The 24,962-nt window shown below is 74.8% G+C and carries 25 protein-coding genes; 13 read left to right on the top strand and 12 right to left on the bottom strand.

Annotated elements, in window-relative coordinates; all coding sequences use genetic code 11:
- The first annotated feature begins 69 nt into the window (after positions 1-69).
- Positions 70-834, top strand: coding sequence for a DUF6884 domain-containing protein (locus ACI8AF_RS05935; protein WP_456538754.1), 765 nt, complete (start codon positions 70-72; stop codon positions 832-834).
- 9 nt (positions 835-843) lie between these two features.
- Here ACI8AF_RS05935 and ACI8AF_RS05930 read toward each other — a convergent pair whose 3' ends face one another.
- From ACI8AF_RS05930 to ACI8AF_RS05920, 3 genes are read right to left on the bottom strand one after another with little or no spacing between them, the layout of a single operon-like run.
- Complete coding sequence (locus tag ACI8AF_RS05930) at positions 844-1,740, bottom strand: SMP-30/gluconolactonase/LRE family protein (protein WP_456538753.1); 897 nt, start codon at positions 1,738-1,740, stop codon at positions 844-846.
- Between the two features lie 14 nt (positions 1,741-1,754).
- Positions 1,755-2,030 carry a hypothetical protein gene (locus ACI8AF_RS05925; RefSeq protein WP_456538752.1) on the bottom strand — a complete coding sequence of 92 codons (276 nt, stop codon included), beginning with the start codon at positions 2,028-2,030 and terminating at the stop codon, positions 1,755-1,757.
- 39 nt (positions 2,031-2,069) lie between these two features.
- Complete coding sequence (locus ACI8AF_RS05920; RefSeq protein ID WP_456538751.1) at positions 2,070-3,287, bottom strand: allantoate amidohydrolase; 1,218 nt, start codon at positions 3,285-3,287, stop codon at positions 2,070-2,072.
- 179 nt (positions 3,288-3,466) lie between these two features.
- Between ACI8AF_RS05920 and ACI8AF_RS05915 the strand changes: the two genes are divergently transcribed.
- A complete protein-coding gene (locus tag ACI8AF_RS05915) occupies positions 3,467-3,904 on the top strand; it encodes a hypothetical protein (RefSeq protein ID WP_456538750.1) in 438 nt (145 codons plus the stop codon).
- 4 nt (positions 3,905-3,908) lie between these two features.
- Here ACI8AF_RS05915 and ACI8AF_RS05910 read toward each other — a convergent pair whose 3' ends face one another.
- Positions 3,909-4,799: an isocitrate lyase/PEP mutase family protein gene (locus tag ACI8AF_RS05910; protein ID WP_456538749.1), complete on the bottom strand. Its 891-nt coding sequence runs from the start codon at positions 4,797-4,799 to the stop codon at positions 3,909-3,911.
- A gap of 103 nt (positions 4,800-4,902) precedes the next feature.
- On the opposite strand from ACI8AF_RS05910, the gene ACI8AF_RS05905 reads away from it, so the two are divergent.
- The 6 genes from ACI8AF_RS05905 to ACI8AF_RS05880 all read left to right on the top strand — a co-directional run bounded on the left by ACI8AF_RS05905 (position 4,903) and on the right by ACI8AF_RS05880 (position 11,368).
- Positions 4,903-5,580 carry a GntR family transcriptional regulator gene (locus ACI8AF_RS05905; protein ID WP_456538748.1) on the top strand — a complete coding sequence of 226 codons (678 nt, stop codon included), beginning with the start codon at positions 4,903-4,905 and terminating at the stop codon, positions 5,578-5,580.
- Entirely contained in the window at positions 5,577-7,637 is a 2,061-nt protein-coding gene (locus ACI8AF_RS05900; RefSeq protein WP_456538747.1) for a hydantoinase/oxoprolinase family protein, read from the top strand. The genes ACI8AF_RS05905 and ACI8AF_RS05900 overlap by 4 nt, the downstream gene beginning before the upstream one ends.
- Positions 7,638-7,640: 3 nt before the next feature.
- Positions 7,641-9,512, top strand: a complete 1,872-nt coding sequence (locus tag ACI8AF_RS05895) for a hydantoinase B/oxoprolinase family protein (RefSeq protein WP_456538746.1) — start codon at positions 7,641-7,643, stop codon at positions 9,510-9,512.
- A gap of 87 nt (positions 9,513-9,599) precedes the next feature.
- Positions 9,600-10,208, top strand: coding sequence for an isochorismatase family protein (locus ACI8AF_RS05890; protein ID WP_456538745.1), 609 nt, complete (start codon positions 9,600-9,602; stop codon positions 10,206-10,208).
- 55 nt (positions 10,209-10,263) lie between these two features.
- The gene (locus tag ACI8AF_RS05885; protein ID WP_456538744.1) at positions 10,264-10,875 is read left to right on the top strand and encodes a GNAT family N-acetyltransferase; all 612 of its coding nucleotides are present in this window, start codon (positions 10,264-10,266) and stop codon (positions 10,873-10,875) included.
- Positions 10,876-10,909: 34 nt separating this feature from the next.
- Positions 10,910-11,368 (top strand): NUDIX domain-containing protein, encoded by a 459-nt coding sequence (locus ACI8AF_RS05880; RefSeq protein ID WP_456538743.1) that lies wholly within the window; start codon positions 10,910-10,912, stop codon positions 11,366-11,368.
- Between the two features lie 48 nt (positions 11,369-11,416).
- Here ACI8AF_RS05880 and ACI8AF_RS05875 read toward each other — a convergent pair whose 3' ends face one another.
- Genes ACI8AF_RS05875 through ACI8AF_RS05865 form a run of 3 tightly spaced genes read right to left on the bottom strand, consistent with a single transcriptional unit; the run spans position 11,417 to position 15,225 of the window.
- On the bottom strand, positions 11,417-12,700 hold the full coding sequence (locus tag ACI8AF_RS05875; protein WP_456538742.1) for a hypothetical protein: 1,284 nt from the start codon (positions 12,698-12,700) through the stop codon (positions 11,417-11,419).
- On the bottom strand, positions 12,697-13,983 hold the full coding sequence (locus tag ACI8AF_RS05870; RefSeq protein WP_456538741.1) for a hypothetical protein: 1,287 nt from the start codon (positions 13,981-13,983) through the stop codon (positions 12,697-12,699). The genes ACI8AF_RS05875 and ACI8AF_RS05870 overlap by 4 nt, the downstream gene beginning before the upstream one ends.
- Before the next feature lie 33 nt (positions 13,984-14,016).
- On the bottom strand, positions 14,017-15,225 hold the full coding sequence (locus ACI8AF_RS05865) for a hypothetical protein (RefSeq protein ID WP_456538740.1): 1,209 nt from the start codon (positions 15,223-15,225) through the stop codon (positions 14,017-14,019).
- A gap of 143 nt (positions 15,226-15,368) precedes the next feature.
- On the opposite strand from ACI8AF_RS05865, the gene ACI8AF_RS05860 reads away from it, so the two are divergent.
- Positions 15,369-15,524, top strand: a complete 156-nt coding sequence (locus ACI8AF_RS05860) for a hypothetical protein (RefSeq protein ID WP_456538739.1) — start codon at positions 15,369-15,371, stop codon at positions 15,522-15,524.
- 4 nt (positions 15,525-15,528) lie between these two features.
- Here the strand turns inward: ACI8AF_RS05860 and ACI8AF_RS05855 are convergent, their stop codons facing one another.
- Positions 15,529-17,700 (bottom strand): MMPL family transporter, encoded by a 2,172-nt coding sequence (locus ACI8AF_RS05855; protein WP_456538738.1) that lies wholly within the window; start codon positions 17,698-17,700, stop codon positions 15,529-15,531.
- Positions 17,701-17,804: 104 nt separating this feature from the next.
- Between ACI8AF_RS05855 and ACI8AF_RS05850 the strand changes: the two genes are divergently transcribed.
- From ACI8AF_RS05850 to ACI8AF_RS05840, 3 genes are all read left to right on the top strand, one after another.
- Positions 17,805-18,566 (top strand): TetR/AcrR family transcriptional regulator, encoded by a 762-nt coding sequence (locus ACI8AF_RS05850; RefSeq protein ID WP_456538737.1) that lies wholly within the window; start codon positions 17,805-17,807, stop codon positions 18,564-18,566.
- 101 nt (positions 18,567-18,667) lie between these two features.
- Complete coding sequence (locus tag ACI8AF_RS05845) at positions 18,668-19,642, top strand: ferritin-like domain-containing protein (protein ID WP_456538736.1); 975 nt, start codon at positions 18,668-18,670, stop codon at positions 19,640-19,642.
- A gap of 116 nt (positions 19,643-19,758) precedes the next feature.
- Positions 19,759-20,166, top strand: coding sequence for a hypothetical protein (locus ACI8AF_RS05840; protein ID WP_456538735.1), 408 nt, complete (start codon positions 19,759-19,761; stop codon positions 20,164-20,166).
- Positions 20,167-20,197: 31 nt separating this feature from the next.
- On the opposite strand, the gene ACI8AF_RS05835 is transcribed toward ACI8AF_RS05840, so the two are convergent.
- Together ACI8AF_RS05835 and ACI8AF_RS05830 are read right to left on the bottom strand one after the other, a co-directional pair.
- Positions 20,198-20,479 carry a DUF427 domain-containing protein gene (locus tag ACI8AF_RS05835; RefSeq protein ID WP_456538734.1) on the bottom strand — a complete coding sequence of 94 codons (282 nt, stop codon included), beginning with the start codon at positions 20,477-20,479 and terminating at the stop codon, positions 20,198-20,200.
- 69 nt (positions 20,480-20,548) lie between these two features.
- On the bottom strand, positions 20,549-21,460 hold the full coding sequence (locus tag ACI8AF_RS05830) for a hypothetical protein (RefSeq protein WP_456538733.1): 912 nt from the start codon (positions 21,458-21,460) through the stop codon (positions 20,549-20,551).
- Positions 21,461-21,462: 2 nt separating this feature from the next.
- Between ACI8AF_RS05830 and ACI8AF_RS05825 the strand changes: the two genes are divergently transcribed.
- Positions 21,463-22,623, top strand: a complete 1,161-nt coding sequence (locus ACI8AF_RS05825) for an acyl-CoA dehydrogenase family protein (protein WP_456538732.1) — start codon at positions 21,463-21,465, stop codon at positions 22,621-22,623.
- Here ACI8AF_RS05825 and mftD read toward each other — a convergent pair.
- Together mftD and ACI8AF_RS05815 are read right to left on the bottom strand one after the other, a co-directional pair.
- The gene (gene mftD / locus ACI8AF_RS05820; RefSeq protein ID WP_456538731.1) at positions 22,620-23,849 is read right to left on the bottom strand and encodes a pre-mycofactocin synthase MftD; all 1,230 of its coding nucleotides are present in this window, start codon (positions 23,847-23,849) and stop codon (positions 22,620-22,622) included. The two genes, ACI8AF_RS05825 and mftD, sit on opposite strands and share 4 nt — an antisense overlap.
- A gap of 105 nt (positions 23,850-23,954) precedes the next feature.
- Positions 23,955-24,935, bottom strand: coding sequence for a phosphotriesterase family protein (locus ACI8AF_RS05815; RefSeq protein ID WP_456538730.1), 981 nt, complete (start codon positions 24,933-24,935; stop codon positions 23,955-23,957).
- Positions 24,936-24,962: the final 27 nt, after the last annotated feature.

Here is a 24,962-nt window from a genome sequence, read left to right as displayed (position 1 = left end):
GTACGCCGATGGTGTCCACTTCGTCCTCCGCCGGTCCGCATCCGCTGTGACCGGCGTTACGGTCCGGCCGTGAGCACCGGCGGCCTGCCCACGATCTGGGACCTGCTGGCCGAGGCGGCGGCGACGCTGCCCGAGCCGTTCACCCGGGCCGCCCTGATCAACTGGGTGAGCGCGCGGCGGCCCGACGTCGGCGTGGCCTCCATCGCCTCGCACATCTCCTTGGCCACCGACAACGCCACGCACGCCGGGACGACGCCGTTCGCCGGCCGGACGCCGCTGCTGCACCGGGTCGAGCGCGGCACGTACCGCCGCCACCGGCCGCCGGCGCCGGCGCGGTACGCCCCGCCGGGCCTGCCCCCGCACCCGGCCGCCGAGGCCGGCCGGGTCGTGCTCATCGGCTCCTCCGGCGCGATCGCGACCGGCGTCCAGCCGGCGGCGCGGCTGTTCGAGAGCGCCGGCTTCGCGCGGGCGCGTGCCTACGCGGAGCGGTCCGGCCACCCCTGGTTCGTGCTCAGCGCCAAGCACGGGCTGCTCGACCCCGACGACGTCGTCGGCCCGTTCGCCGTCCTCTTCGGCGACCAGTCCGTCGGCTACCGGACGGCGTGGGCGGACTGGGTGGTCGCCCAGCTCGCCGACCGCACCCGGCTGCCCGGGATGACCGTCGAGGTGCACGGCGGCGTCGACTTCGCCCAGCCGCTGCGCAACCCGCTCGCCCGGCGCGGGGCCGCGCTGGAGATCCCGCTGCCGGACATGTGGCTGGGGCCCGACGAGCCCGGGTCGCCGGCGTCGCCGCTCGGCCGCCTGCGCGGGCTGGTGCACCGCCGCCGGGCCTGAACCCCGTGCTCAGGGGCGGCCGGCGTGCGGGACCTCGACCTCCGTCGTCACCAGGACCGCCTCGCGGACCGGCGCCCGGGTGTGCTCGAAGAAGTCGGGCGCGGCGGCGGCGAGCAGCGTGCGGCCGTCCTCCCCGCCGAGCATGCAGGCGAACACGCCCATGCCGTCGGGGCCGGGGATCTCGTCGACGACCGCGCCGCCGGGTGCCACGCGGCAGACCCGGCCGTGGAAGCCGTCGGCGACCCAGACGTGCCCCTCGGCGTCGAGGGTGCAGCCGTCCGGGCCGAGGACGATCTGCGGCGCCAGCTCCTCGATGCTCGAGCCGGTGGGCAGCGGCCCGAACTGCGCCCAGACCCGCCGGTTCGTCAGCGACCCGTCGGCCGCGACGTCGAACGCGGTGAACCGGTTGCCCCACGTCTCGCCCACGATCAACGTCCCGTCGGGCGTGACGACCGCGCCGTTCGGGAAGTGCAGGTCCTCGGCGACGACGGTGACCCGGCCGTCGGGGTCGACCCGCTTGAGCGTGGTCGGGACGATCGCGCCGCCGCCCATGAGGTCGAAGCCGAAGTCGCCGACGAACACGTGGCCCGCGTCGTCGACCACGCAGTCGTTGAGCGGGCCGCCGCAGTGCTCGCTCAGGTCGGCCAGCGTGGACAGCTCGCCACCGGCCAGGCGCAGCAGCAGGCGGTCCTTCATCGAGACGACGACCATCGAGCCGTCGGGCAGCCAGCCGAGGCCCGAGGGCTGCTGCTCGACCTCGGCCACGACCGTGCCGGTGCCGTCCGGCGCGACCCGCGTGACCCGGTGCGTGTAGAAGTCCGACACGAACCAGGCGCCCTCGTGCCAGCGCGGGCCCTCGAAGTACGAGCCGCCGGTGAACAGGGTGCGCCAGGACCTCGTCGTCATGCGCGGAGGCTAGATCAGCCGAGGCGGACGCCGAACCGCTCCGCCACGGCCACGACCTCGGACAGGGGCGCCGCGGCGGTGGGCAGCCGCGCCGTCTCGCGCGCGAAGCCGTCGTAGGGCGCCCGTGGACACCCGGACCAGCCGGGCCGTGCCCTCGGGACGCGGATCGCGTGCGCGACGCCTCTCGGCCGGAGCTGCACCGTGCCGGAGCCGCCGCGCACCCACCCGCCGTCCCCGATGCGGTCGGCCTCGCCGTCGACGACGACCGGGTCGAGGTGGAGATCGGCCATGGTCCACCACCCCCGACGCGGGTCCGGATCGGGCGGGGACTAGCGGCCCGCGAGCTCCGCGACGGCCTCGGTGAGCACGGTGAGCGCCGGCTCGTAGTCCTCCGGAGCGGTGTACTCGTCGGGCGCGTGGCTCACGCCGGCGCGGCTCGGGACGAACAGCATCGCCGCCGGCACGTGCGCCGCCAGCACCATCGCGTCGTGCCCGGCGCCGCTGACCAGCTCGACCACCTCGGCACCGGCGGCGGCCACCTGCCGGGCCAGCAGGTCACGGAGTCCGGCGTCCAGGTCGGCGGCGGGGTGCTCGAAGGTGGGGACGACGTCGGCGGAGAGCCCCTCGGTCTCCGCGGCGTCCTCGACGCAGCGCCGGACCAGCTCGTCGGCCCGCTCCATCGCCACCGCCGACGGGCCGCGGACGTCGACGGTGAACCGGGCGACGCCGGGGATGACGTTGGCCCCGCCGGGCTCCACCTCGATCCGGCCGACGTTGACGGTCATGCCCTCCTCGGCGCGGATGGCGTCGCGCAGGGTGAGCAGCGTGCGGGCGGCGCCGGCCAGCGCGTCGGCGCGGGCGTCCATCGGCGTCGTCCCGGCGTGGTTGGCGGTGCCGCGCAGGCTGACGACGTAGCCGGCCATGCCGACGATCGCCGAGACGACGGCGACCCGCTGGCCGGCCCGCTCCATCCGCGGGCCCTGCTCGATGTGCAGCTCCAGGTAGGAGCCGACCCGGTCGACGGCGGCGGCGCGGGGCAGGTCGGCCGGGTCGCTGCCGGCCGCCCGCATCGCGTCGCGCAGCACGACGCCGTCGGCGTCCGCGCGGTCGAGGAAGTGCGTCACGTCCTCGCCGCAGAACGCGTGGCTGCCGAACATCGACGCGTCGTACCGGGTGCCCTCCTCGTCGTTGAAGGCGACCAGCCAGACCGGACGGCGCGGCGCGAAGCCGCGCTCGCGCAACCGGTGCAGCGCCTCCAGGCCCGCGAGGACGCCGAACGCGCCGTCGTAGCGGCCGCCGTCGGGCACGGTGTCGAGGTGCGAGCCGACGACCACCGCCGGCGCGTCCGGCTCGGTGCCCGCCCACCGGCAGACGACGTTGCCCGCCGGGTCGACCGCCGCCTCCAGGCCGAGGTCGGTGGTCCGCGCGACCAGCCAGGCGTTCGCCTCGGCGAGCTCCGGAGACCACGAGACCCGCGTGACGCCGCCGGAGGGCCGCCCGCCGATCGCGCCCAGCTCGTCGACCCAGGCCGCCAGTCGCTCGCTCATGCCGCCGCCCTACCCCCGAGGTGCGGACGCTAGTGCTCTGCCCACCATGCTGGGCAGAGCACTAGCACGCGGGGCGGCGAGTGGCTCTGCGCCGCACACGCCGATGAGGGCGCGGGCGCTGGGCCGTCCTACCGGTGAGGCCCGCGACGGCGCCGGCCCCGTCCGCGCAGGAGGCCACCATGAGCACCGACACGATCTCCCTCGAGAGCACCAGCGCCCGGGACGCGGCACTGCGCACGCTCGACCGCCTCGTCGGCACCTGGGCGGTCACCGGTCCCGACGGCCTGACCGGCGAGGTCCGCTACGAGTGGACCGACGGCGGCGGCTTCCTCGTCCAGCACGTGGACCTGCACTCGGCCGACGGCGACACCCGCGGCGTCGAGTACATCGGCTACGACCAGGCCGACGGCGAGCTGCGCTCGCACTTCTTCGGCACCGGCGGCGAGATCCTCGAGTACACCTACCGGCTCGAGGGCGACCTGCTGCGCATCTGGTTCGGCGGGACGGACTCCCCGGCCCGCTTCGAGGGCCGCTTCAGCGCCGACGGCACGACCAACGCCGGCGCCTGGCAGTGGCCCGGCGGCGGCTACGCCTCCACCATGACCCGCGCCGGCTGAGAGGTCACGCGCCGGTGTAGCGCTGCTCCAGCTCCTGCACCTCGGGCAGGCCGATCAGGTCGGTGAACTCGCCGAACGAGGGCAGCCCGTCGAGCGGGGGCACGCCGTCGGCCTTGAGCGAGGCCAGCAGCGCGCGGATCCCGGCGGTCGCGGCCAGCAGCGTGCCGATCGGGTAGATGACCAGCCCGAAGCCCAGTTCGGCGATGCGGGACAGCGGCAGCGGGGGGGTGCGCCCGCCCTCGGCCCAGTTGAACACCAGCGGCGCCACGCCGCGCAGCTCCGCCGCCACCCGGGCGATGTCGTCCTCCGAGGTCGGCGCCTCGACGAACAGCAGGTCGGCGCCGGCGTCGGCGAACGCCTCCGCCCGGCCGATCGCCTCGTCCAGGCCCGCGACCGCGACGGCGTCGGTGCGGGCGATGACCACCAGGTCGGGGTCGTGCCGCGCCTCGACGGCCGCGCGGATCTTCCCGACCATCTCGTCGAGCCCGATCAGCGCCTTGCCGCTCATGTGCCCGCACTTCTTGGGCATCACCTGGTCCTCGAGCTGGACGCCGGCCACCCCGGCCTGCTCGTACAGCTGGACGGTGCGCAGCACGTTGAGCGCGTTGCCGTAGCCGGTGTCGGCGTCGGCGATCACCGGCACGTCGACGGCGGCCACGATCCGCCGGGCGTTGTCCACCATCTCGCTGCCCGAGAGCAGCCCGACGTCGGGGCGGCCGATCAGCGACGCCGTCGTCCCGAAGCCGGTCATGTAGACGACGTCGAAGCCCGCCTGCTCCACCAGCCGGGCCGACAGGGCGTCGTAGGCGCCCGGCGCCATGAGCGGTTCCGGGCGGGACAGCAGCTCCCGCAGCCGGGCCCGGGGGTTGCGGCCCGTGCTCAGCAGGTTCCCCACAGCCGCCTCCTTGTATGCAGTCACGCGGAATTCACACAGTGCCATTGCTTCCCGTGACCTGTCAGCCCTAGGTTTGCACACAATCTGCCGAGAGGTGTGACGGGTGACACGGTCGTTGACGTCTGCCGAGCGGACGCTCGCGACGCTGCGCGAGCTCATCCTGGACGGCGACCTGCGCCCCGGCACGCGGCTCGGCGAGGTCGAGCTCGCCGAGCGCCTCGGCGTCAGCCGCACCCCCGTCCGCGAGGCGCTCACCCGCCTCGCCGCCGAGGGCCTGGTCGACCTCGCCCCCAACCGCGGCGCCCGCGTGGCCACCTGGACCGTCGCCGAGCTCGAGGGCGTGTTCGACCTGCGCGCCTCGCTGGAGCCGCGGCTCACCGGCTTCGCCGTCGCCCGGGCCACCCCGCAGGACGTCGACGACCTCGACGAGCTGGCGCAGCGGATGCTCGTCGTCGGTCTCCCCGGCCCCGGGCAGGACCTCGACGCCCTCGTCCCGCTCAACCGGGCCTTCCACGACCGCCTGGTCGCGCTCGCCGACCACCCGGCGCTGGCCACCGCGCTGGCCGCGGCCATCCACCCGCCGATCGTGCTGCGCAACTTCCACACCTACGACGAGGCGTCGCTGCGCCGCAGCCTCGCCCACCACGCCGAGATCGTGGCCGCGGTCCGCGCCGAGGACGCCGAGTGGGCCCGGGCGGTCATGACCGCGCACATCTCCAACGCCCGGGCCGTCATGGTCCGCGCGGCCCGTGAGCAAGCCCGAGAAGAGGAGGCCTCATGAGCTACCGGCTCGGTGTCGACGTCGGCGGCACCTTCACCGACGTGCTGCTGGTCGAGGAGGGCAGCGGCGCCACCTGGCGGGCGAAGACCGCCTCGACCCCGGCCGACCAGGCCGTCGGCGTCCTGACCGGCATCGGCAAGGTCTGCGCCGAGGCCGGGATCGAGCTCTCCGAGGTCGGCCAGGTGCTGCACGGCACCACGGTCGCCACCAACGCGATCCTCGAGGGCAAGGGCGCCACCGTCGGCCTGGTGACGACCAAGGGCTTCCGGCAGGTGCTGCAGATCGCCCGCTCGTTCGTCCCCGGCGGGCTGGCCGGCTGGATCATCTGGCCCAAGCCCGAGCCGCTGGCCGACCTGGAGAACACCGTGGAGGTCGACGAGCGCATCGCCAGCGACGGCAGCGTCGTCCGACCGCTCGACGAGGACGACGTCCGCGCCCGGCTGACCGCGCTGCAGGGGCGGGGCGTCCAGGCGCTCGCGGTCAGCCTGATCAACTCCTTCGCCGACCCGGCGCACGAGCGGCGGATCGCCGAGCTCGCCGCGGAGCTGCTCCCCGGCGTCCCGGTGTCGCTGTCCTCCGACGTGCTCCCCGAGCTGCGCGAGTACGAGCGCACCCTCACCACCGTCGCCAACGGCTACGTCCAGCCGCAGGTGAAGAAGTACGTGCAGAACCTCTCCGACCGGCTCACCGAGGGCGGCGTCGGCGGCGAGCTGGCGATCCTGCGCAGCGACGGCGGGCTGCAGTCGGCCGGCGCGGCCGTCGCCGCCCCGGTGACGATGCTGCTGTCCGGCCCGGCCGGCGGGGTCACCGGCGCGGTCTGGGTGGCCGAGCAGTGCGGCTACTCCGACCTGATCACCTTCGACATGGGCGGCACCTCGACCGACGTCGCGCTGGTGCAGGGCCTCAAGCCCCGCATCGGCCGCGAGACCAAGGTCGGCGACCTGACGGTGCGGGCCTCCAGCGTCGACGTCCGCACGGTCGGCGCCGGCGGCGGGTCGATCGCGCACGTACCCGAGCTGACCAAGGCACTGCGGGTCGGCCCCCAGTCGGCCGGCGCCGACCCCGGCCCGGCGGCCTACGGCAAGGGCGGGGTCGAGCCGACGGTCACCGACGCCGACGTCGTCCTCGGCTACCTGCCGTCGTCCCTGGCCGGTGGCGAGATCACCCTGGACGTCGAGGCGGCCCGGGCCGCGGTGGGCAAGATCGCCGAGGCGATGGGGCTGGAGTCACCGGAGGCCGCGGCCGCCGGGATCGTCGACATCGTCAACGAGAACATGCTCGGCGGGCTGCGCCTGGTCTCGGTCCAGCAGGGCTTCGACCCGCGCGACTTCGCGCTCGTCGCCTTCGGCGGCGCCGGGCCGCTGCACGCCAACGCGCTGGGCCGGCTCACCGGCGCCTGGCCGGTGATCGTGCCGCCGTCCCCGGGCGTGCTGTGCGCCCTCGGCGACGCCACCACCAGCCTGCGCGACGAGACGGCGCGCACCGTGCTGCGCCGCTTCGCCGAGCTGTCGGGCGCGGAGTTCGCGCAGGTCCTGCGCGAGCTCGCCGACGACGCCGGGCAGCGGCTGACGCAGCAGGGCCTGGACCCGGCCGAGCAGACGGTCCGGTACTCCGTCGACGTCCGCTACCACGGGCAGGGCTTCGAGATCCCGGTCGACGTCGACCCGGCGTGGCTCGACGAACCCGACGCCGCCATGGAACGGCTGGCGAGCACCTTCGACGCCGAGCACGACCGGCTGTTCGGCTTCCTGCTCGAGGTCGACCACGAGCTGGTCAACGCCCGCGCGACCATCACCGGCCCTCGGCCCGACGTCGCGCCCGTCCACCTCGAGCAGGGCGACGGCGACCCGTCGGCCGCGCTGGTGACCAGCCACCCCGTCCACGTCGGCGGCGAGCAGGTCTCCGCCGACGTCTACGACCGGGCGAAGCTGCGGGCCGGCGACGTCGTCCGCGGCCCGGCGATCGTCACCGAGATGGACTCGACCACCCTCGTCCTGCCCGGGCACGCGGCCACCGTGCACGCCTCGGGCTCGCTCCTCATCAACCCGGAGGCGTGAGGCATGGCCCGCATCATCGAGACCGCGACCGGCGACGTGGCGAAGGTCGGCGTCGATCCGGTCACCCTCGACCTCATCGAGAACGGGCTGCGCAACGCCCGCTACGAGATGGACGAGGTGCTGTTCCGCACCGCGCTCTCGCCCGGCATCCGCGAGCAGCACGACGAGTTCCCGCTGATCGGCGACCCCAGCGGGAAGATGGTGGTCGGCCAGTTCGGGCTGTCCATCCCCGACTTCCTCGAGGGCTTCGACGACACCATCGAGGAGGGCGACGTCCTGCTGACGTCGGACCCGTACTCGTGCGGCGCGGCGATCAGCCACGCCAACGACTGGCTGCTGGTGCTGCCGATCTTCCACGAGGGCCGGGTGGTCGGCTGGGCGTCGATGTTCGGGCACATGAGCGACGTCGGCGGCAAGACGCCGTCGTCCATGCCCACCGACGCGCAGACGATCTACGAGGAGGGCGTGGTCATCCCGCCCTTCAAGCTCTACCGCAAGGGGCAGCTCAACGACGACGCGCTGCGGATCATCCTCAACCAGGTCCGCAAGCCCGACTGGAACCGCGCCGACCTCAACGGCCTGGTCGCCGCCTGCCGGACCGCCTCGCGGCGGGTGGTCGAGATGTGCGAGCGGTTCGGCACGGCCACCTACCTCTCGGCGCTCGACGCGCTGCTGCAGCGCAACTACGACGCGATGAAGGTGCTGCTGCAGATGGTGTTCGAGGAGGGCCGCACCCTCTCGTTCACCGACTACATCTGCGACGACGGCGTGGGCAACGGCCCGTACGAGCTCAAGCTGTCGCTGACCCGCACCGGCGACAAGGTGCACCTGGACTTCACCGGGTCCTCGCCGCAGGCCGCCGGCCCGATCAACTACTACATCAACGAGAACCTGACGCGGATGTTCTTCGGGATCTACATGATCACCGTGGCCGATCCGCAGATCCTCTGGAACGACGGCTTCTACCCGCTGGTCGACGTCACGATCCCCGACGGCTCGTACTGGAAGCCGAAGTTCCCGGCCGCGCTCAACGGCCGCAACCACGGCATCGGGCGGGTGTTCGACCTCTTCGGCGGGCTGCTCGGGCAGACCAACCCGGCGCTGCTCAACGCCGCCGGGTTCTCCTCCTCGCCGCACTTCATGTACTCCGGTCACTACTCGCAGGGCGAGCGGAAGGGGGAGTGGTTCCAGCTGTACTCGATCGGCTTCGGCGGCATCCCCGGCCGGCCGCTCGGCGACGGCCCCGACGGCCACTCGCTGTGGCCGTCGTTCGTGAACATCCCCTGCGAGTACCTCGAGTCCTACTACCCGCTCCGCATCGAGAAGTGGGAGACCGTCGCCGACACCGGCGGCCCCGGTCTGCACCGCGGCGGCAACGGCGTCGACGTCGCCTACGTCTTCGAGGAGCCCGGCGAGATCGCCATCCACGACGACCGCTGGCTGACCTACCCGTGGGGCGTCAACGGCGGGCACCCCGGCGCCCGCGGCACCAAGTGGATCGACCGCGCCGACGGCACCCGCGAGGTGCTGCCGAGCAAGATCCACGGCGTGCGGGTCTTCCCGGGCGACGTCCTGCACTTCGTCACCTGGGGCGGCGGCGGGTGGGGCGACCCGCTGGCGCGCGACCCCGCGCTGGTGGCGCAGGAGGTGCGCCGCGGGCTGGTCACCGCCGAGGGCGCCCGCCGGTACGGCGTCGTCGTCACCGCCGACGGCACGGTGGACGACGGGGCGACGACGGCGCTGCGCGAGCAGCTGCGCGCCGACCGGCCGGCCGACCTGCCGGTGTTCGACATGGGGCCGCCGATCGACGAGCTGCTGGCCCGCTGCGAGGAGGAGACCGGGCTGCCCGCGCCGAAGCGCCCGGTGTGGGTCTGAGGCCGTGCTCGCCGTGATCATGGCGCCGCGACCACGTCCCGGCGCTCCGGAGTGGTCCCGGCGCCATGATCACGGGAAGGTGGGCGCATGACGCTCGGTCCGCACGGCGCCGCGTTCTCCGGCCGGGTCGGCTGGGGGGCGCGGCCGGCGGTGCTGGTCATCGACCTGTGCCGCGCCTACACCGAGCCGGGCGGGCCGTTCGAGCTGCCCGACCCGGCGCCCGCGGTGGCCGCGGCGTCGGCGCTGGTCGACGCCGCCCGGACCGGCGGGCACCCGGTGCTCTGGTCGGCCGTCCGCTACGCCACCGGGCTGGCCGACGGTGGGCTGTTCGTGCAGAAGGTGCCGGCGCTGGCCTGCTTCGCCGAGGGGGCACCCGGCGGCTGGGGCGAGCTGACGCTGAAGCCCGAGCCGTGGGAGCCGGTGGTGGTCAAGCAGTACGCCTCGGCCTTCTTCGGCACCCCCCTGGCCTCGACGCTGCGCACCCTCGGCGTCGACACGCTGGTGCTGGCCGGCGTCTCGACGTCGGGCTGCGTGCGGGCCACCGCGATGGACGCGCTGAACTCCGGCTTCCGGCCGCTGGTGGTGCGCGAGGCGTGCGCCGACCGGTCGCCGGCGCTGCACGAGAACAACCTCGCCGACGTCGACGCCAAGTACGCCGACGTCATCGCGCTGGCGGAGGCGCTCACGCACTTCTGAGGCGCGGGACCTCCGCACCTGGTGCCGGCGGCCCCCGGCGAGCAGCCTGCCCGCCATGACCGAGGACACCCGCTCGGCGGTCCGACGCGCCACCCGGGCCGACCGCCGCGCGCTCGCCCGGCTGCTCGCGGCGGCCTTCTCCGACGACCCCGTCTTCACCGCCGCGTTCCCCCCGGGTGGCCGGGCCCGGGACGCCAGGATGCGGCTGCTGTTCCGGCTCGAGGCCGCCCGCAGCGAGCGCCGCGGCGGCACCTGGATCACCGCCGACCACGCCGCCGGCGCGGTGTGGTTCCCGCCCGGCCGATGGGCGAGCACGCGGTGGGAGGACATCGCGCAGGGACCGGGCGCGGTGGCCGCCTTCGCCCGCCAGGCGCCGCTGGGCGTGGGGATCCGCACCGTCATGGACACGCACCACCGAGAGCTCCCCGACCACTGGTACCTGCTCTACGTCGGCGTCGTCCCGGAGCGCCAGGGGGAGGGGCTGGGGACCGCGCTGCTGCGGCCGGTCCTGGAGGAGTGCGACCGCACGGGCGTGCCGGCGTACCTGGAGGCCACCTGCGAGCGCAGCCGCGGCCTGTACGCCCGCCTCGGGTTCGTCGAGCAGGAGCCGCTGCCGTTGCCCGCCCCCGCCCCACCGGTGTTCCCCATGTGGCGGGACCCCGCCTGAGCGGCGTCCTCTGCCGGTCGGCACAGTGGGGACCGTGCCGAGGACGAGCGCGGGCGTGCTGCTGTACCGGCGGGCCGGGGACGGCGTCGAGGTGCTGATCGGGCACATGGGCGGCCCGTTCTGGGCGAAGAAGGACGCCGGCGGCTGGTCGATCCCGAAGGGCGAGTACGGCGACGGCGAGGACCCGTTCGCCGTCGCGCAGCGGGAGTTCGAGGAGGAGCTCGGCTCGCCGGTGCCCGCGACCGACTTCGCGCCGCTCGGCGAGGTCAGGGCGAGCGGCAAGACGCTCACCGTCTGGGCGGCCGAGGGCGACCTCGACGCGAGCGCCTGCGTGAGCAACACGTTCACCGTCGAGTGGCCGCCGCGCTCGGGCCGCGTGCAGCAGTTCCCCGAGATCGACCGGGCCGCGTGGGTGAGCGTCGACGTCGCCCGGGAGAAGCTGGTGAAGGGGCAGCTGCCGTTCCTCGACCGCCTCCTCGACACCGTCCGGTAGACCGCTTTCCGCGCCGGAAGCGGAACCGCTTTCGGCGCGGAAAGCGGGTCAGGGGGTGGCCAGCCAGAGCATCTGCACCCAGGCGCTGCGCAGGTTGCACTGCCCGACCAGCAGCGCCCCCTGCACCGCCGGCACGATCGCCCGCACGTCCGGCCCGCCGGCGCAGCCGACGTCCAGCGGGCCCTGCTCCTCACCGGTGCGCAGGTCGACCGCGCGGGCGCCGACCGGGTCCGGCAGCAGCGCCCACACCTGCGCCGCCTCGACCGTCATCGTGTAGTCGAAGACGCGGTCGGGCAGCTGCACCAGCACCGGCCCGGCGCCGCCGCCGTCCGGCACCGCCAGCACCCAGGCGCCGTCCTGCACGTCGACGGTGAGGAACACCGTCCCGTCGGGCGTCGCCGCCACCGCCTGCGTCTCGGCGCCCTCGGCCAGGCTGGTCACCCGCACCGGATCCCCGGCCGGCACGAGGCCGGCGTCGTAGGCCAGCAGGGTCGGGATGCGCCGCTCCGGGACGTCGGTCGGCGAGGCGTCGAAGACCAGCGTCGCGCCACCGCCCGGCCGGGCGACCAGCGCCGCCAGCTGCCGGCCGACGCCGAACGCCGACACCGCCCCGACGTCGCCGGTGACGTCGCGCTCGGCGAGCACCCGGCCGCTCGCGGCGTCGACGGCGAACAGCGTCTCGCGGGTGCCGGCGTCGTCCCCCGCCGTGACGACCAGGTGCAGCACCCGCCCGTCGGGCGACAGGACCGAGCGGGCGTCGGCCTCCAGGCCGGCCCCGACCAGCAGCGGCCAGGTGCGCACCGCCCCCGTCGCCGGGTCGACCACCTGGTAGCCGACGTCGGACGACGGCAGCCGCCCCGCCACCGCCACGGCGCCGTCCGGCAGCACGTGCAGCGCGACGACGTTGGCGACCCGCGGGAACGGGACGGCGGGACCGACGGCGAGCCCCTCCCCGGACGGCGCGGCCGTCACCAGCCGCTGCTCCTCCTCCGACTCCTCGGTGAGCACGACGTACGCGCCGCCGTCGGCGCGGGCGACCGCGGCCTCGGCCTTCCAGAACGGCCCCGGCGCGGCGGGGGAGAGGTCGACCGCGGCGCGCACCGTGGTCAGCGGCCCGGCACTCGGCGGCGCGTCGGTCGGTGGGCCGGCGTAGCCGGGCAGGTCGGTCGTGGCGTCGGTCGGCCGGGCCGGCAGCGCCTGCGTCGAGGTCAGCGGGGACGGCGTCGGCTCGGGCGTCCGCTCGGTGCCGACGGTGCAGCCGGCCAGCAGCGCGGTCACCAGCGCGGTCACCAGCGCGGCCGCCGCCGTCCCCGGCTGCCACGCCCGGGTCACGGCGCGGCCAGCCAGAGCATCGCCGTCCGCTGGCCGGGGGGCCCGCACTCACCGATCAGCGCCGCGCCCGTCGGGGTCGCCACCAGGTCGCGCACGTGCACACCGGCGGCGCAGCCGACGTCGAGCGGCTCGCGCACCTCGCCGGTGCGCAGGTCGACGGCCCGGGCGCCCTCGAGCGCGGGCAGCAGCGCCCACTCCTGCGCCGGCTCGACGACCAGCGCGTAGTCGTGGGTGCGGTCGGGCAGCACGGCGAGCACCGGTCCGGCGCCGCCGCCGTCGGGCACGGCCAGCACCCAGACGTCGTCGCGGACCTCCACCACCACGAACACCGTGCCGTCGGCGGCGGCGGTCACCGCCTGCGTCTCGGCCCCCTCGTCGAGGTGCGTCAGGCGCACCGGCGGACCGTCCGGCGCCAGGCCGGCGTCGAAGGGCAGCAGGGTGGGGATGCGCTCGAGCCGGCTCGCGTCCGGCGAGGCGTCGAACACCAGCGTGACCCCGCCGCCCGGGCGCGCGACCAGGCCGGCGACCTCGAACGCGGCGGGGGCGACCGACACCTGCGCCACCTCGTCGGTCAGCGCGTGCCGGGCGGACACCTCGCCGGAGGCGAGGTCGACCGCGACCAGCTGGTCGGGGAAGCCCTCGCGGCCCGACGGGGTGGTGTAGACGAACAGCGTGCCGCCGTCGGCCGACAGCGCCGAGCGGGCGAAGGACGGGACGTCGTCGTCGGCCGGGACGACGACGGTCGACCGGCCCTGCCCGGTCGCGGGGTCCACCACGGCCACCCCGTACCCGCCGCGGCCGTCGGCGACCGGCGCCACCTCGCCCACCACCGCGGCACGGCCGTCGGGCAGCACGTGCAGCTCGGTGACCCGGGTGAACTGCGCCAGCCGGACCGCTCCGGTGACCGCCCAGCCCCCGCGCACCGGCGCGACCGTGGCCAGCCGCGGGCCCGACAGGTCGGCCGGCCGCAGCAGCACCAGGACCCGCCCGTCGGCCGTAGCGGCCGCGTCCCCGGGCTCGGCGAAGACGGTGGCGGTGGCGGGGGTGAGGTCGACCGCCGCCCGCAGCGTGGTGAGCGGGCCGGCGCTCGCCACCCCGGCCGGCGGGCCGCCGTAGGCGGGCAGGTCGGTGGTGGCCTCGGTCTCCAGCGCCGGGCGCGGCGAGGGGCCGCCGGCCGTCGGCACGGGCTCGGGGGCCGCGCGCTCGACGGGCGCGGGGCAGCCGGTCAGCGCGGCCAGGACGACGCCGGCGAGCGCGACCAGAGCACCCCGTCGTGCGGTCACGCACAAGGTCTAGCACCGCCGGGTGAACACGGCTCAGGTCCCGACCAGCCAGAGCGTGGGGCGGCCCGCGGCGCAGCGGCCGAGCAGCAGCGCCAGCGTCGGGCCCGCGCCGGGCACCACGCGGGCGACCGGCTCCACGGCGGTGCACCCCACGTCGAGCACCCCGGCCGCGCCGGTGGCCAGGTCGATGCCGCGGGCACCCGCCGGCCCGGGCAGCACCGCCAGCCGGCCGGCCGGGTCGACGGCCAGCGAGTCGTCGAACGCGTGCCCGCCGATCCCCACGACCTGGGTGCTCGAGCCCCGGACGGCGACGAGCAGGTTGCCGCTGCGCGGCTGCACGGTCAGGTACAGCGTCCCGTCGGGACCGGCGGCCGCCGCCTGCACGTCGCCGCCCTCGGCGCCGACGTCGAGCCGGCGAGGATCACCGAGCGGCTCGAGTGCGGCGTCGTAGGGGAGCAGGCCGGGCACCGGCCCGTCGGGCACCGCGGTGGGCACCCAGGCGTCGAACACCAGGGTCACGCCGCCGTCCGGGCGCGGCAGCAGCCCGCCGGAGTGGGTGGCGACCGGGAACCCGGAGATCTCCCGGACCTCCTCGAACAGGTCGCGGCCACCGAGGAACGCGCCGCTGCGGGGGTCGACCGCGACCAGCAGGTCGAGGGTGCGGGCCTCGACGGCGAGGGCGACGAACAGGAACAGCGTGGACCCGTCCGCGGACAGCGCCGAGCGGCCGAAGGAGAACACGGTCCCGTCCTCGTACGGGACGGCCACGACGGTCCGCGCCGCCCCGCTGACCGGGTCGACGGCGACGAACCCGTACTCCCGGCCGGGCCGCGGGAACTGCCCGCTGACCAGCACCTCGCCGCCGGCCAGCAGGTGCACCCCGAACACCTGCGCCAGCGGCGGCACCGGCACCGACCGGACCACTGCGCCGGCGCCGTCGACGGTGACCAGGGCGAGCGGGCCCTCCCCGCCGGCCGGGGCGAGGACGACGTGCGCTCCGCCGTCGGCGGTGGCCACGGCGCCCGTGGCGGCCAGCGCCGACGGCCCGCCGGTGCCGGGGGAGAGGTCGACGGCGGCGCGGACGACGAGCCGGGGGCCGCCCTCGGCCGGGGGCTGCGCCGGGCGGGTCGTGACCGGTGCCGCCGGCGACGGGGCGGCCACCGGCGGGTCGCCGACCGTGCAGCCGCACAGCGCGAGCAGCGCGGCGGCGCTCGCCGTCGCCAGGCGCCGGTGCCCGGTCATGCTCCGAGGGTCGCACCAGGTGACCCGGGTCACGCTCCCGTAACTCCCCGGAAGATGCTCCGGGGCGCCTGCCGGTGCCGCGGCGGCCGGTCTGACAGGGTCCCGGGACCCCGCGACGGGGGACACGGACCGAGGAGGCCCGCATGTCGTGCTCGCACTGCAACGCCCACGTACAGCCCGCCGTCGACGCGCGCAGCCGCTTCTGCGTCGGCTGCGGCCGCCGGCTCCCGCCGACCGCCCTGCTGCGGCTGCAGCGGAGCCGCTCGAGCGCAGAACCCGCGCTCGAGCGGCTCCGGTAGGCGGTCAGACCAGCGCCGGCTCCTCGCGCTCGGGCCGCGGCGCCGGCTCGTCGGACTCCCGGATGCCGTAGCGGGAGTAGAGCCGGCGCAGCGGGCCGGGGGCCCACCAGTTGGCGTCGCCGAGCAACCGCATCGTCGCCGGCACCAGCAGCGTCCGGACGATCGTCGCGTCCACCACGATCGCGATGAGCATCGCGACCCCGATCATCTTGATGAAGGTGATCCCCGACAGGGAGAACGCCGCGATCACGACGATCAGCAGCAGCGCCGCGCTGGTGATGATGCCGCCGGTCCGCTGCAGCCCGGTGGCGACCGCCTTGGTGTTGTCGCCGGTCAGGTCGTACTGCTCGCGGATCCGCGACATCAGGAACACCTCGTAGTCCATCGAGAGCCCGAAGACGATCGCCAGCACGAGGATCGGCTGGGTCGCCTCGAGGAACCCGGTGGGCTCGAAGTCGAGCAGCCCGGACAGGTGGCCGTCCTGGAAGATCCAGACCAGCGCGCCGAAGGAGGCGCCCAAGGACAGCACGTTCATGACCACGGCCTTGAGCGGCAGCACGACCGAGCCGAAGGCCAGGAAGAGCAGCACGAACGTGGTGGCCACGACCAGCAGCGCCATCCACGGCAGCAGCGAGCCGAGGCTGTCGAGCAGGTCGGTGAGCACCGCGCTCTCCCCGCCGACCAGCGCCGTCCCGCCCTCCGGTGCCGGCACGTCGCGGATCTCGCCGACCAGCGCCCGCGCGTCGGCGTCCACGGGGTCGCCGACGTAGGCGACCGCGACGCGCGCGGTGTCGCCTGCGGCGGCGGTCACGGTGGCGCCGTCCACCCCCGGGACGGCGGCGACGTCGTCGACGTAGGCCTGCAGCGCCTGCCCGCCGGCGGGCGAGTCGACGGCCTCGGGCAGGCCGACGACGATCTCGATCGGGCCGTCGGCGGCCTGGGGGAAGTCGCGCTCGATCGACTCGGCGACCACGCGGCTCTCCGTGCCGGCCGGCAGGACGCGCTCGTCGATGCCGCCGAACTGGACGTTCAGGAACGGCAGGGCGAGCCCGACCAGCACCGCGGTGACGGCGACGGTGATGGCCAGCGGCCGGCGCATCACCGCGCGGGCGATCCGGTACCAGGCGCCGTGCTCCTCGGCGACCACCGGCGCGGGACGGCCGCGGCGGAACAGCCGGCGCACCGAGAGCGCGTCGACCTTCGGGCCGAGCATGCCGAGCAGCGCCGGCAGCAGGGTCAGGGCCGCCAGCATCGCGATGAGCACCGCGCTCATGCCACCGAAGCCCATCGAGCGCAGGAACACCTGCGGGAAGATCAGCAGCCCGGCCAGCGAGATGGCGACGGTGAGCGCCGAGACCGCGACCGTGCGCCCGGCGGTGGCCATCGTGCGCGCCAGCGCCTCCTCGGTGGTCGGCTGGCGGCGGATCTCCTCGCGGAACCGGCTGACCATGAACAGGCCGTAGTCGATGGCCAGGCCCAGCCCCATGATCGTGACGACGTTGACCGCGAAAACCGAGACGTCGGTGAAGCTCGTGAAGGCGCGCAGCGCCGCGAACGAGCCGAGGATCGCCGCGCCGCCGATGGCCAGCGGCAGGCTGGCCGCGGCGAGGCTGCCGAAGATGACGACGAGCAGCACCAGCAGGACCGGCATCGAGATCGACTCGGCCCGCGCGATGTCGGCGCTGACCCGCTCGTTGATGTCCTCCTGCACCACCGCGTTCCCGCCCACCCGGGTGGTCAGGCCGGGGGCGTCGAGCTCGTCGCGCACCTCGGCCACGTCGGCGTCGTCGGTCAGCGTGAGGACGGCGTAGGTGGCGTGCCGGTCGTCGCTGACCAGGGGCGGCGCCTGGGTGTCGAACCAGGTGGTGACCCGCTCGACCTCGGCGGCGGGCAGCGCGGCCAGCGTCGAGGTCACCGCGTCGCGGAAGGCCGGGTCGTCGACGGTCAGGTCGTCGCTGGAGTACAGGACGACGACGTCGGCGGCGTCCCGGCCGAGCTCGGCGGCGGCCACCTCGGCGGCACGGGAGCTCTCGCTGTCGGGGTCCTCGAAGCCGGCGCCGGTCAGGGAGCCGAAGACGCCGGTGCCCCACACCCCGGCGAACGCGACGAGGGCCAGCGCGACCGCCACGACCCACCGCCGCCACCGGTACATCACTCGCCCGAGTGCCTCGAACATCACGTCTCCTGTGTTAGTGTCGATCACGTTGGTGAACGGTGTTAGCGAACGGCGCTAACTCTGCATACACCGTTCACAGCCTGTCAACAGGGTGAGCAGGAGTCATGACAGATGTCCCGGCGGAGCCGCTGAGCCGGCGCGACCGACTCCGCGCCGACACGCTCCGCGAGATCCGGCAGACCGCCCGGCGCGTGCTCGTCGAGCACGGCGGCGAGGGGTTCGCGCTGCGGGCGATCGCCCGCGAGATGGGCATGACCGCGCCCGCGCTCTACCGGTACTTCGCCAGCCGCGAGGACCTCGTCGAGCACGTCGTCGCCGACCTCTACGAGGAGCTCGTCGCCGAGCTGGAGGCGGCCCGCGACGCGGCCGACCCCGCCACCGCGCCGGTCCAGCTGCTGGCCTGCGCCCGCGCGTTCCGCCGGTGGGCCATCGGCCACCAGCAGGAGTTCGGCCTGCTGTTCGGCGCGGCCGGCGACGGGGTCGTACCGGACGGTGACAAGCTGCACGCCGACCCCGACAGCCCCGCGCACGCCGCGGCGCAGCGCTTCGGCACCGTGTTCGCCACGCTCGTCGCCCAGGTGTACCTCGCCCGGCCGTTCCCCGTGCCCGCCGACGACGAGATCCCCCCGGCGCTCGCCGAGCAGCTGCGGCTCTGGATGTGCGAGTTCCCGGTGGAGCTGCCCCTCGGCGTGGTGCGGATCTTCCTGACCTGCTGGGTCCGCCTCTACGGGCTGGTCGCCATGGAGATCTTCGGCCACCTCAAGTTCGCCCTGGACGACGCGGAGGCCTTCTTCGAGTCGGAGATGCACGGGGTGGCCGAGATGCTCGGGATCGTCGACGCGTACGCGACCCTGCGGCGGGCGTGAGGCGGCTCACTGCTAGCAATACGCTTGCAAGAGTTAGCGCCCCCACGGGACGGGGCAGAACCCGGGAGCAAGGTCTTCCCCCCAGCGGTCTGGAGTTCCCCGTGACGACCGACAACAACAAGATCATCAACCAGCTGCGCGCCCTCGTGCTGCTGACGCAGACCGAGGAGCAGATCGCCCGCACCCGCGTCGCCCAGGCGCGCACCGACGCCGTCCGCCGCGAGCTGACGCAGAACGCCGACCACGCCGCGGAGCGCACGCAGGCCATCACCGAGCAGCTGCGCGCCCTCGGCGGGGTGCCGGACGTCGTGACGCCCGCCGTCGGCCGCCTGACCGCGGTGCTCAAGGCGACGTTCGAGCAGGCCGAGCCGCTCGAGGAGGCGCTGCTGCAGGACCTGCAGCTCGAGCACCAGCTGCTCGACCGCGCCACCTACCTCAAGGTGCTGGCCCAGCAGGCCGCGCTGCCGGCGGTCGAGCAGCTCGCGGAGCGCCTGGTCGCCGCGCACGAGGCCACCGTCGAGTGGCTGACCGTGGTGCTGGCCGAGGAGGCGCTCGGTGGTCCGGCCGCCCTGCAGCCGACGCCGTTCCAGCGGGTCGCGGGCAGCGTCGCGCACGCCGCGGTCACGCCGTACCGCTTCGTGGCCAACCAGGTCAACGAGACCCTCGACAGCCTGACCCAGGGCCGCCGGCAGGCCGAGGCGCGCCTGGGCGAGGTCGCCGGCCGCGCCGGGCAGCTGACCTCCGCCGTCCGGGAGTCCCTCGCCGCCGGGCGCTCGGCCTCGCTGCGCCGGGCCGAGCGGATCGCCCGCCGCGAGGACCGGCCGGAGCAGGCCGAGGCGGTGCACGCCGTCCGCGAGGAGCTCGGCGACGTCTCGGCCTCGGAACTGCCGATCAAGGGCTTCGACGAGCTGTCCAACGACGACGCCATCGCCGCGATCCGGGAGCTCTCCACGGCCCACGACCTCCAGGTCGTCATCCGGTACGAGGAGACGCACAAGAACCGCCCGCAGATCGCCGACGTCGCGCAGACGCGCCTGGCCGCGCTGGCCAAGGAGGCGGTCGGCGTCGACAGCTGACGCCGTCCGCACGTGCTCGAGGGCCCGCACCCCGTCCGGGGTGCGGGCCCTCTCGCGTTGCTGAACTGCCGGGACCGGGGTGCGGCGAGGCCGGGCGGCAGGGGAGGGTGGAGCCCATGCACATCACCCCCGAGGCCCTGGAGCACGAGTTCTCCCTGACCACCGCCGCGACCCGCCTGGACTTCCTCAGCCGCCGCGACACCGGCGGCCCGCTGCTCAACTCCGTCGCCCAGGTGGACGAGGACGACTGGAGCTCGATCGCGCACGCGGAGACCTCGCTCGACGTCCACGAGTCGCTGGAGCTGCTCGCCCTCGGCGAGGTGGTCAGCCGCAAGGCGCACGACAGCCGGTTGACCGGGATGCGGGCGGCGCTGCGGGGCGGCGCGGACTGGGAGCAGATCGCCGGGGCGCTCGGCGTCGGCCCGGCCGAGGCGTGGGACACCTTCCAGGAGCTGACCGCGAACGAGCTCGACGCCGACGACGCCGCGGCCGCCCGCGAGCTCGCCGGCACCCGCCCAGCATGATCACCGCTTTCGGCGCCGAAAGCGGAAGTGATCAGGAGACCTGGACGCCCTTCCAGAAGGCGACGCGGCCGGTGATCTCCTTCGCGGCGTCCTTGGGCTGCGGGTAGTACCAGGCCGCGTCGCGGTTCACCTGTCCGTCGACCTCGAGGCTGAAGTACGAGGCGGTGCCCTTCCACGGGCAGACGGAGTGCGTCTCGGAGGGGCGCAGGACGTCCTCGCGCACCGACTCGCGCGGGAAGTACGCGTTGCCCTCGACGGTGACGATGTCGTCGGACTCGGCGATGACGGTGCCGTTCCAGGTCGCAGTGGCCATGTCCCCGACAAGTGCTGCGCATCACCCGCTATTCCCGCAGGTCGTCGGTGCAGCCGCTGCAGCCACTCGCTACAGCGGCTGCACCTCCCAGCGGGCGGTCGCGGTCGCGTGCGCCGGCTCGCGGGCGCTGGCCACCCGTAGCTGCGTGGCGCCGTCCGCCCCGGGCTCGGCCACCGCGGCCAGCGGTTCCCCGGCGAAGGCGGGCGCCCGCAGGCGGTACTCGAGCGAGGACGGCGGCCCGGCGGGGGAGCGGCGCAGCAGCTCGGCCATGTGCAGCACCAGCAGCGGTCCGTGGACGACGAGGCCCGCGTAGTGCTCGACCTCGACCGCGTAGGGCGCGTCGTAGTGGATGCGGTGCTGGTTGCCGGTGAGCGCGCTCATGCGGAACAGCAGCGGCGGGTCGGTGCGCAGCGGCAGCACCTCGCCGTCCACGTCGGGCTCGGTGGTGGCCAGGACCGTGCCCCGGGCGTCGGTCGAGCCCGGCCCGCTGCGGTAGACGACGTCGGCGTCCTCGACGACGCAGAGCCGGCCGCCCTGCCGCAGCTCGCTGCGGACCGTGACGAACAGCAGGTCGCCCGAGCGGCCGCGCTTCGGCGTCGCGGCCAGCAGCCGCCGGTGCCGCACCGCCGGCTCGCCGTAGCGCAGCGGCGCCGCCTGCCGCACCGAGCCGCCGGCGACCATGCGGCGCCGGTCGGCCAGCGGGGGAAGGTAGGTGCCGTCGGCGACGTGCCCGTCGGCGCCGACCCGCGACTGCACGGTCCACTCGAGGAAGTGGAACCAGTGCCACAGCAGCGGTACGAGGTCGCCGGGCGCGGGCTGGTCCCACGTGCCGGCGACCGCCGCGCCGACCGCGGGGTCGAGCACCTGCTCGTCCGCCGTCGGCTCCGGCCGCCACGTGCGCGCCACCTCGGCGAGGTCCATGCGCCGCCTCCCGTCGTCGTGGGCTTCGATGATCGTGGCGGCACCGACGAGGAGGAGCACCGATGGGGTCCCTGGACGCGCTCGGCGAGGACGAGCGGGAGATCGTGCGCACCGTCGCCGACTTCGTCGACCGGGAGGTGCGGCCGGTCGCGCGGGAGCTCGAGCACGCCGACACCTACCCGGAGGCGCTGATCGGCACGATGAAGGCGCTGGGCATCTACGGGCTGCTGGTGCCCGAGGAGCACGGCGGCACCCAGGTGAGCATGCAGTGCTTCGTCCTGGTGACCGAGGAGCTCGCCCGCGGGTGGATGAGCCTGGCCGGCGCGATGGGCGGGCACTCCGTCGTCTGCACGCTGCTGACGCTGTTCGGCACCGACGAGCAGAAGCAGGCCTGGCTGCCCCGGCTGGCCACCGGCGAGGTGCGGGCCACCATGGCGCTCACCGAGCCGCAGGGCGGCTCGGACCTGCAGGCGATCACCACCACGGCCCGCGAGACCGACGGCGGCTACGTCGTCGACGGCGCCAAGACCTGGATCAGCAACGCCCGCCGGGCCGGGCTCACCGCGCTGCTCTGCGTCACCGACCCCGCCGCCCGGCCGCGGTCGCGCGGGATCTCCGTGCTCCTCGTCGAACCGGGCCCCGGCATGGAGGTCAGCCGTGACCTGCCCAAGCTCGGCTACAAGGGCGTGGAGAGCTGCGAGGTGCGCTTCGACGGCTACCGGGCCGGCCCGGGCAGCGTGCTCGGCGGCGTCCCCGGCCACGGCTTCGCCCAGATGATGAAGGGCCTGGAGACCGGGCGGCTGCAGGTCGCGGCCCGCGCGCTCGGCGTCGGGCGGGCCGCGTTCGAGGACGCGCTCGCCTACGCCCGCGAGCGGGAGTCCTTCGGCAAGCCGATCTGGCAGCACCAGGCGGTCGGCAACCACCTCGCCGACATGGCCACCGGCCTGGAGGCCGCCCGCCAGCTCACGCTGCACGCCGCGCGCGAGTTCGACGCCGGCCGCCGGGTCGACATGGAGGCCGGCATGGCGAAGCTGTTCGCCTCCGAGACGGCGATGCGGATCGCGCTCGACGCCGTCCGGGTGCACGGCGGCTACGGCTACTCGACCGAGTACGACGTCGAGCGCTACTTCCGCGACGCGCCGCTGATGATCGTCGGCGAGGGCACCAACGAGATCCAGCGCACCGTCATCGTCCGCCAGCTGGTCGCCCGCGCCGGGGACTAGGCCGAGCGGGTCCCCGGCACGGCGCGGACGTCGACCGGCGCGTCGGGCCCGTCCACGCCGAGCCGGCGCTCGAAGCCGGGAGGCAGCACGAGGTCGTCCCGGGAGAGCCGGTCGGCCGACTCGCGGCCGAGGCCGACCATCGCCGCGCCCAGGCCGTCGCGCAGCAGGTCGAGCACGTTCTCCACGCCCGCCTGCCCGTTGGCGGCCAGCCCCCACAGGTAGGCGCGGCCGATCATCACCGCCCTGGCCCCCAGCGCGAGGGCCTTGGCGACGTCGGCGCCGCGCCGGATGCCGCCGTCGAGCAGCACCTCCACCGAGTCGCCGACGGCCTCGGCGATCGCCGGCAGCGCCCGGATCGAGGCCGGGGTGCCGTCGAGGTTGTTGCCGCCGTGGTTGGACACCGAGATCGCGGTGACGCCGGCGTCGACCGCCCGCCTGGCGTCGTCCACCCGCATGACGCCCTTGAGCATGAACGGCCCGTCCCACTGCTCCCGCAGCCAGGCGACGTCGTCCCAGGTGGGCATCGGGGACTGCATCCACTGCCCGTAGGCGCCGAAGAACGTCGGCGCCGGGTCACCGGGGTGGGCGACCATGTTCGGCACGGTCAGGTCGGGCAGCTTCATCGTGCGGGCGAACTCGAGCAGCCAGCGCGGCTTGAGCGCGACCTGCGGCGCGTAGCGGCGGACCGCCTCGAGGTCGATCTTCTCGGGGATGAACGGGCTGCCCCAGTCGCGGCCGTAGGAGAACGACCAGTCCAGGGTGGCGATCAGCCCGGCCGCGCCGGCCCGGCGGGCGCGGTCGACGCGGGCGGCCATCTCCTCGCGGGTGCCGATCCAGTAGAGCTGGAAGAAGGTCTTCGGGTTGGCCGCGATGACCTCCTCCATGGGCTTGCTGGCCATCGACGACAGCCCCATGGCGGTGCCGCGGGCGGCGGCGGCACGGGCGACGGCGACCTCGCCGTCGGGGTGCACGGCCTGCACGCCGGTGGGGCTGATCAGCACCGGCAGGGAGATCTCCTGGCCCATCACCGTCGTGGCCATCTGCTTGGCGTTGGCCAGGCCGGCGGTGTGCGGGGCGAACCCGATCTCGTCGAACGCGGCGAGGTTGTCCGCCGCGGTCAGGCCCTTCTCCGACCCGGCGACCAGCGCGCCGTAGACGCCCTTGGGCAGGCGCCGCTTGGCCCGCCGCTGCGCCTCGGCCACCGTCTCGAACCAGGCGTTCGCCATCGACCGCTCCGTTCCTCGCGGGGCCGCGCCCCGCGTGCTGGTGTGCCGGCCGTCACGGCGTGGCACCCGGTGCCACCGTAGCCGGTGGCACCGGGTGCCCCGCGCTCACCCGAAGTAGCGCCGCGGGTTCTCGACCAGCATCTGCGTGATCTGCTCCTCGGTCACCCCGCGCTCGCGGAGCATCGGCAGCACGTCCTTGCTGATGTGCGTGTAGTTCCAGTTCGGGGCGATCTGCCGCATCGCCGCCTGGGCCTCCTCGCCCGGGAAGTAGTCGATGAAGCAGCTCGCGTCGTGGGCGAGCACCATCCGGTCGGCGTAGCCGCGGCCGGCGAGGGTGGCGATCGTGTCCACGCGGTTCGCCGTGGGGTTGTAGATGTCCAGCCCGAAGCGGTCCATGCCGAGCAGGCAGCCGGCGTCGGCGAGCTCGGACAGGTAGTCCAGGTCGTTGCTGTCGCCGGCGTGGCCGATGACCACCTTGGTCAGGTCGACGCCCTCGTCGCGGAAGACCTGCAGCGCGAGGCGGCCGGCCGCGGTGTGCGACGAGGTGTGCACGGTGATCGGGGCACCGGTCTCGCGGTGGGCCGCCGCGCAGGCGCGCACGTTCCGCTCGACCCCGGGGGTGAGCCCCTTGGCCTCGACCACGCACTTGAGGAAGGCGGCCTTGACGCCGGTCCCGGCGATGCCGTCGCGGATGTCGCCGACGAAGTCGTCGACCATGGGGTCGCGGGGCAGGTCGAGCAGCAGACCCGGGCCGCGGTGCTCGTACTGGTGCGGGATCTCGTCGTAGGTGTAGAGCCCGGTGGCCACGATGATGTTGATGTCGGTCTGCTCGGCCACGCGCTGCACCCGGGGGATGTAGCGGCCGAGCCCCCACACCGTCGGGTCGACGATGGTGTCGATGCCGAGCGCCTTCAGCTCGTCCAGCTTCTGCACCGCGTCGGCGACCCGTTCCTCCTCGTCCCACCAGTCGCCGGCGCCGTAGTTCTGCACGTGCTCGGTGGACAGCACGAAGACGTGCTCGTGCATGAGCGTGGCGCCGAGCTCGGCGGTGTCGACGGGGCCACGGACGGTCTCGACGGTGGGCAACGCTGCTCCTCCTGCGGTGGGTGGGTG

This window comes from Blastococcus sp. SYSU D00669, assembly GCF_054050715.1.
The sequence above is the reverse complement of the archived record's forward strand: the minus strand, read 5'-3'. Positions and strand labels throughout refer to the sequence as shown.

What these genes read in the sequence shown, in the direction of transcription:
- ACI8AF_RS05920 (WP_456538751.1), bottom strand. Translation starts at nt 3,287, where the DNA reads ATGAGCGAGCGACTGGCGGCCTGGGTCGACGAGCTGGGCGCGATCGGC.
- ACI8AF_RS05900 (WP_456538747.1), top strand. Translation starts at nt 5,577, where the DNA reads ATGAGCTACCGGCTCGGTGTCGACGTCGGCGGCACCTTCACCGACGTG.
- ACI8AF_RS05890 (WP_456538745.1), top strand. Translation starts at nt 9,600, where the DNA reads ATGACGCTCGGTCCGCACGGCGCCGCGTTCTCCGGCCGGGTCGGCTGG.
- ACI8AF_RS05915 (WP_456538750.1), top strand. Translation starts at nt 3,467, where the DNA reads ATGAGCACCGACACGATCTCCCTCGAGAGCACCAGCGCCCGGGACGCG.
- ACI8AF_RS05865 (WP_456538740.1), bottom strand. Translation starts at nt 15,225, where the DNA reads ATGACCGGGCACCGGCGCCTGGCGACGGCGAGCGCCGCCGCGCTGCTC.
- ACI8AF_RS05930 (WP_456538753.1), bottom strand. Translation starts at nt 1,740, where the DNA reads ATGACGACGAGGTCCTGGCGCACCCTGTTCACCGGCGGCTCGTACTTC.
- ACI8AF_RS05895 (WP_456538746.1), top strand. Translation starts at nt 7,641, where the DNA reads ATGGCCCGCATCATCGAGACCGCGACCGGCGACGTGGCGAAGGTCGGC.
- ACI8AF_RS05840 (WP_456538735.1), top strand. Translation starts at nt 19,759, where the DNA reads ATGCACATCACCCCCGAGGCCCTGGAGCACGAGTTCTCCCTGACCACC.
- ACI8AF_RS05850 (WP_456538737.1), top strand. Translation starts at nt 17,805, where the DNA reads ATGACAGATGTCCCGGCGGAGCCGCTGAGCCGGCGCGACCGACTCCGC.
- ACI8AF_RS05885 (WP_456538744.1), top strand. Translation starts at nt 10,264, where the DNA reads ATGACCGAGGACACCCGCTCGGCGGTCCGACGCGCCACCCGGGCCGAC.
- mftD (WP_456538731.1), bottom strand. Translation starts at nt 23,849, where the DNA reads ATGGCGAACGCCTGGTTCGAGACGGTGGCCGAGGCGCAGCGGCGGGCC.
- ACI8AF_RS05835 (WP_456538734.1), bottom strand. Translation starts at nt 20,479, where the DNA reads ATGGCCACTGCGACCTGGAACGGCACCGTCATCGCCGAGTCCGACGAC.
- ACI8AF_RS05925 (WP_456538752.1), bottom strand. Translation starts at nt 2,030, where the DNA reads ATGGCCGATCTCCACCTCGACCCGGTCGTCGTCGACGGCGAGGCCGAC.
- ACI8AF_RS05855 (WP_456538738.1), bottom strand. Translation starts at nt 17,700, where the DNA reads ATGTTCGAGGCACTCGGGCGAGTGATGTACCGGTGGCGGCGGTGGGTC.
- ACI8AF_RS05860 (WP_456538739.1), top strand. Translation starts at nt 15,369, where the DNA reads ATGTCGTGCTCGCACTGCAACGCCCACGTACAGCCCGCCGTCGACGCG.
- ACI8AF_RS05825 (WP_456538732.1), top strand. Translation starts at nt 21,463, where the DNA reads ATGGGGTCCCTGGACGCGCTCGGCGAGGACGAGCGGGAGATCGTGCGC.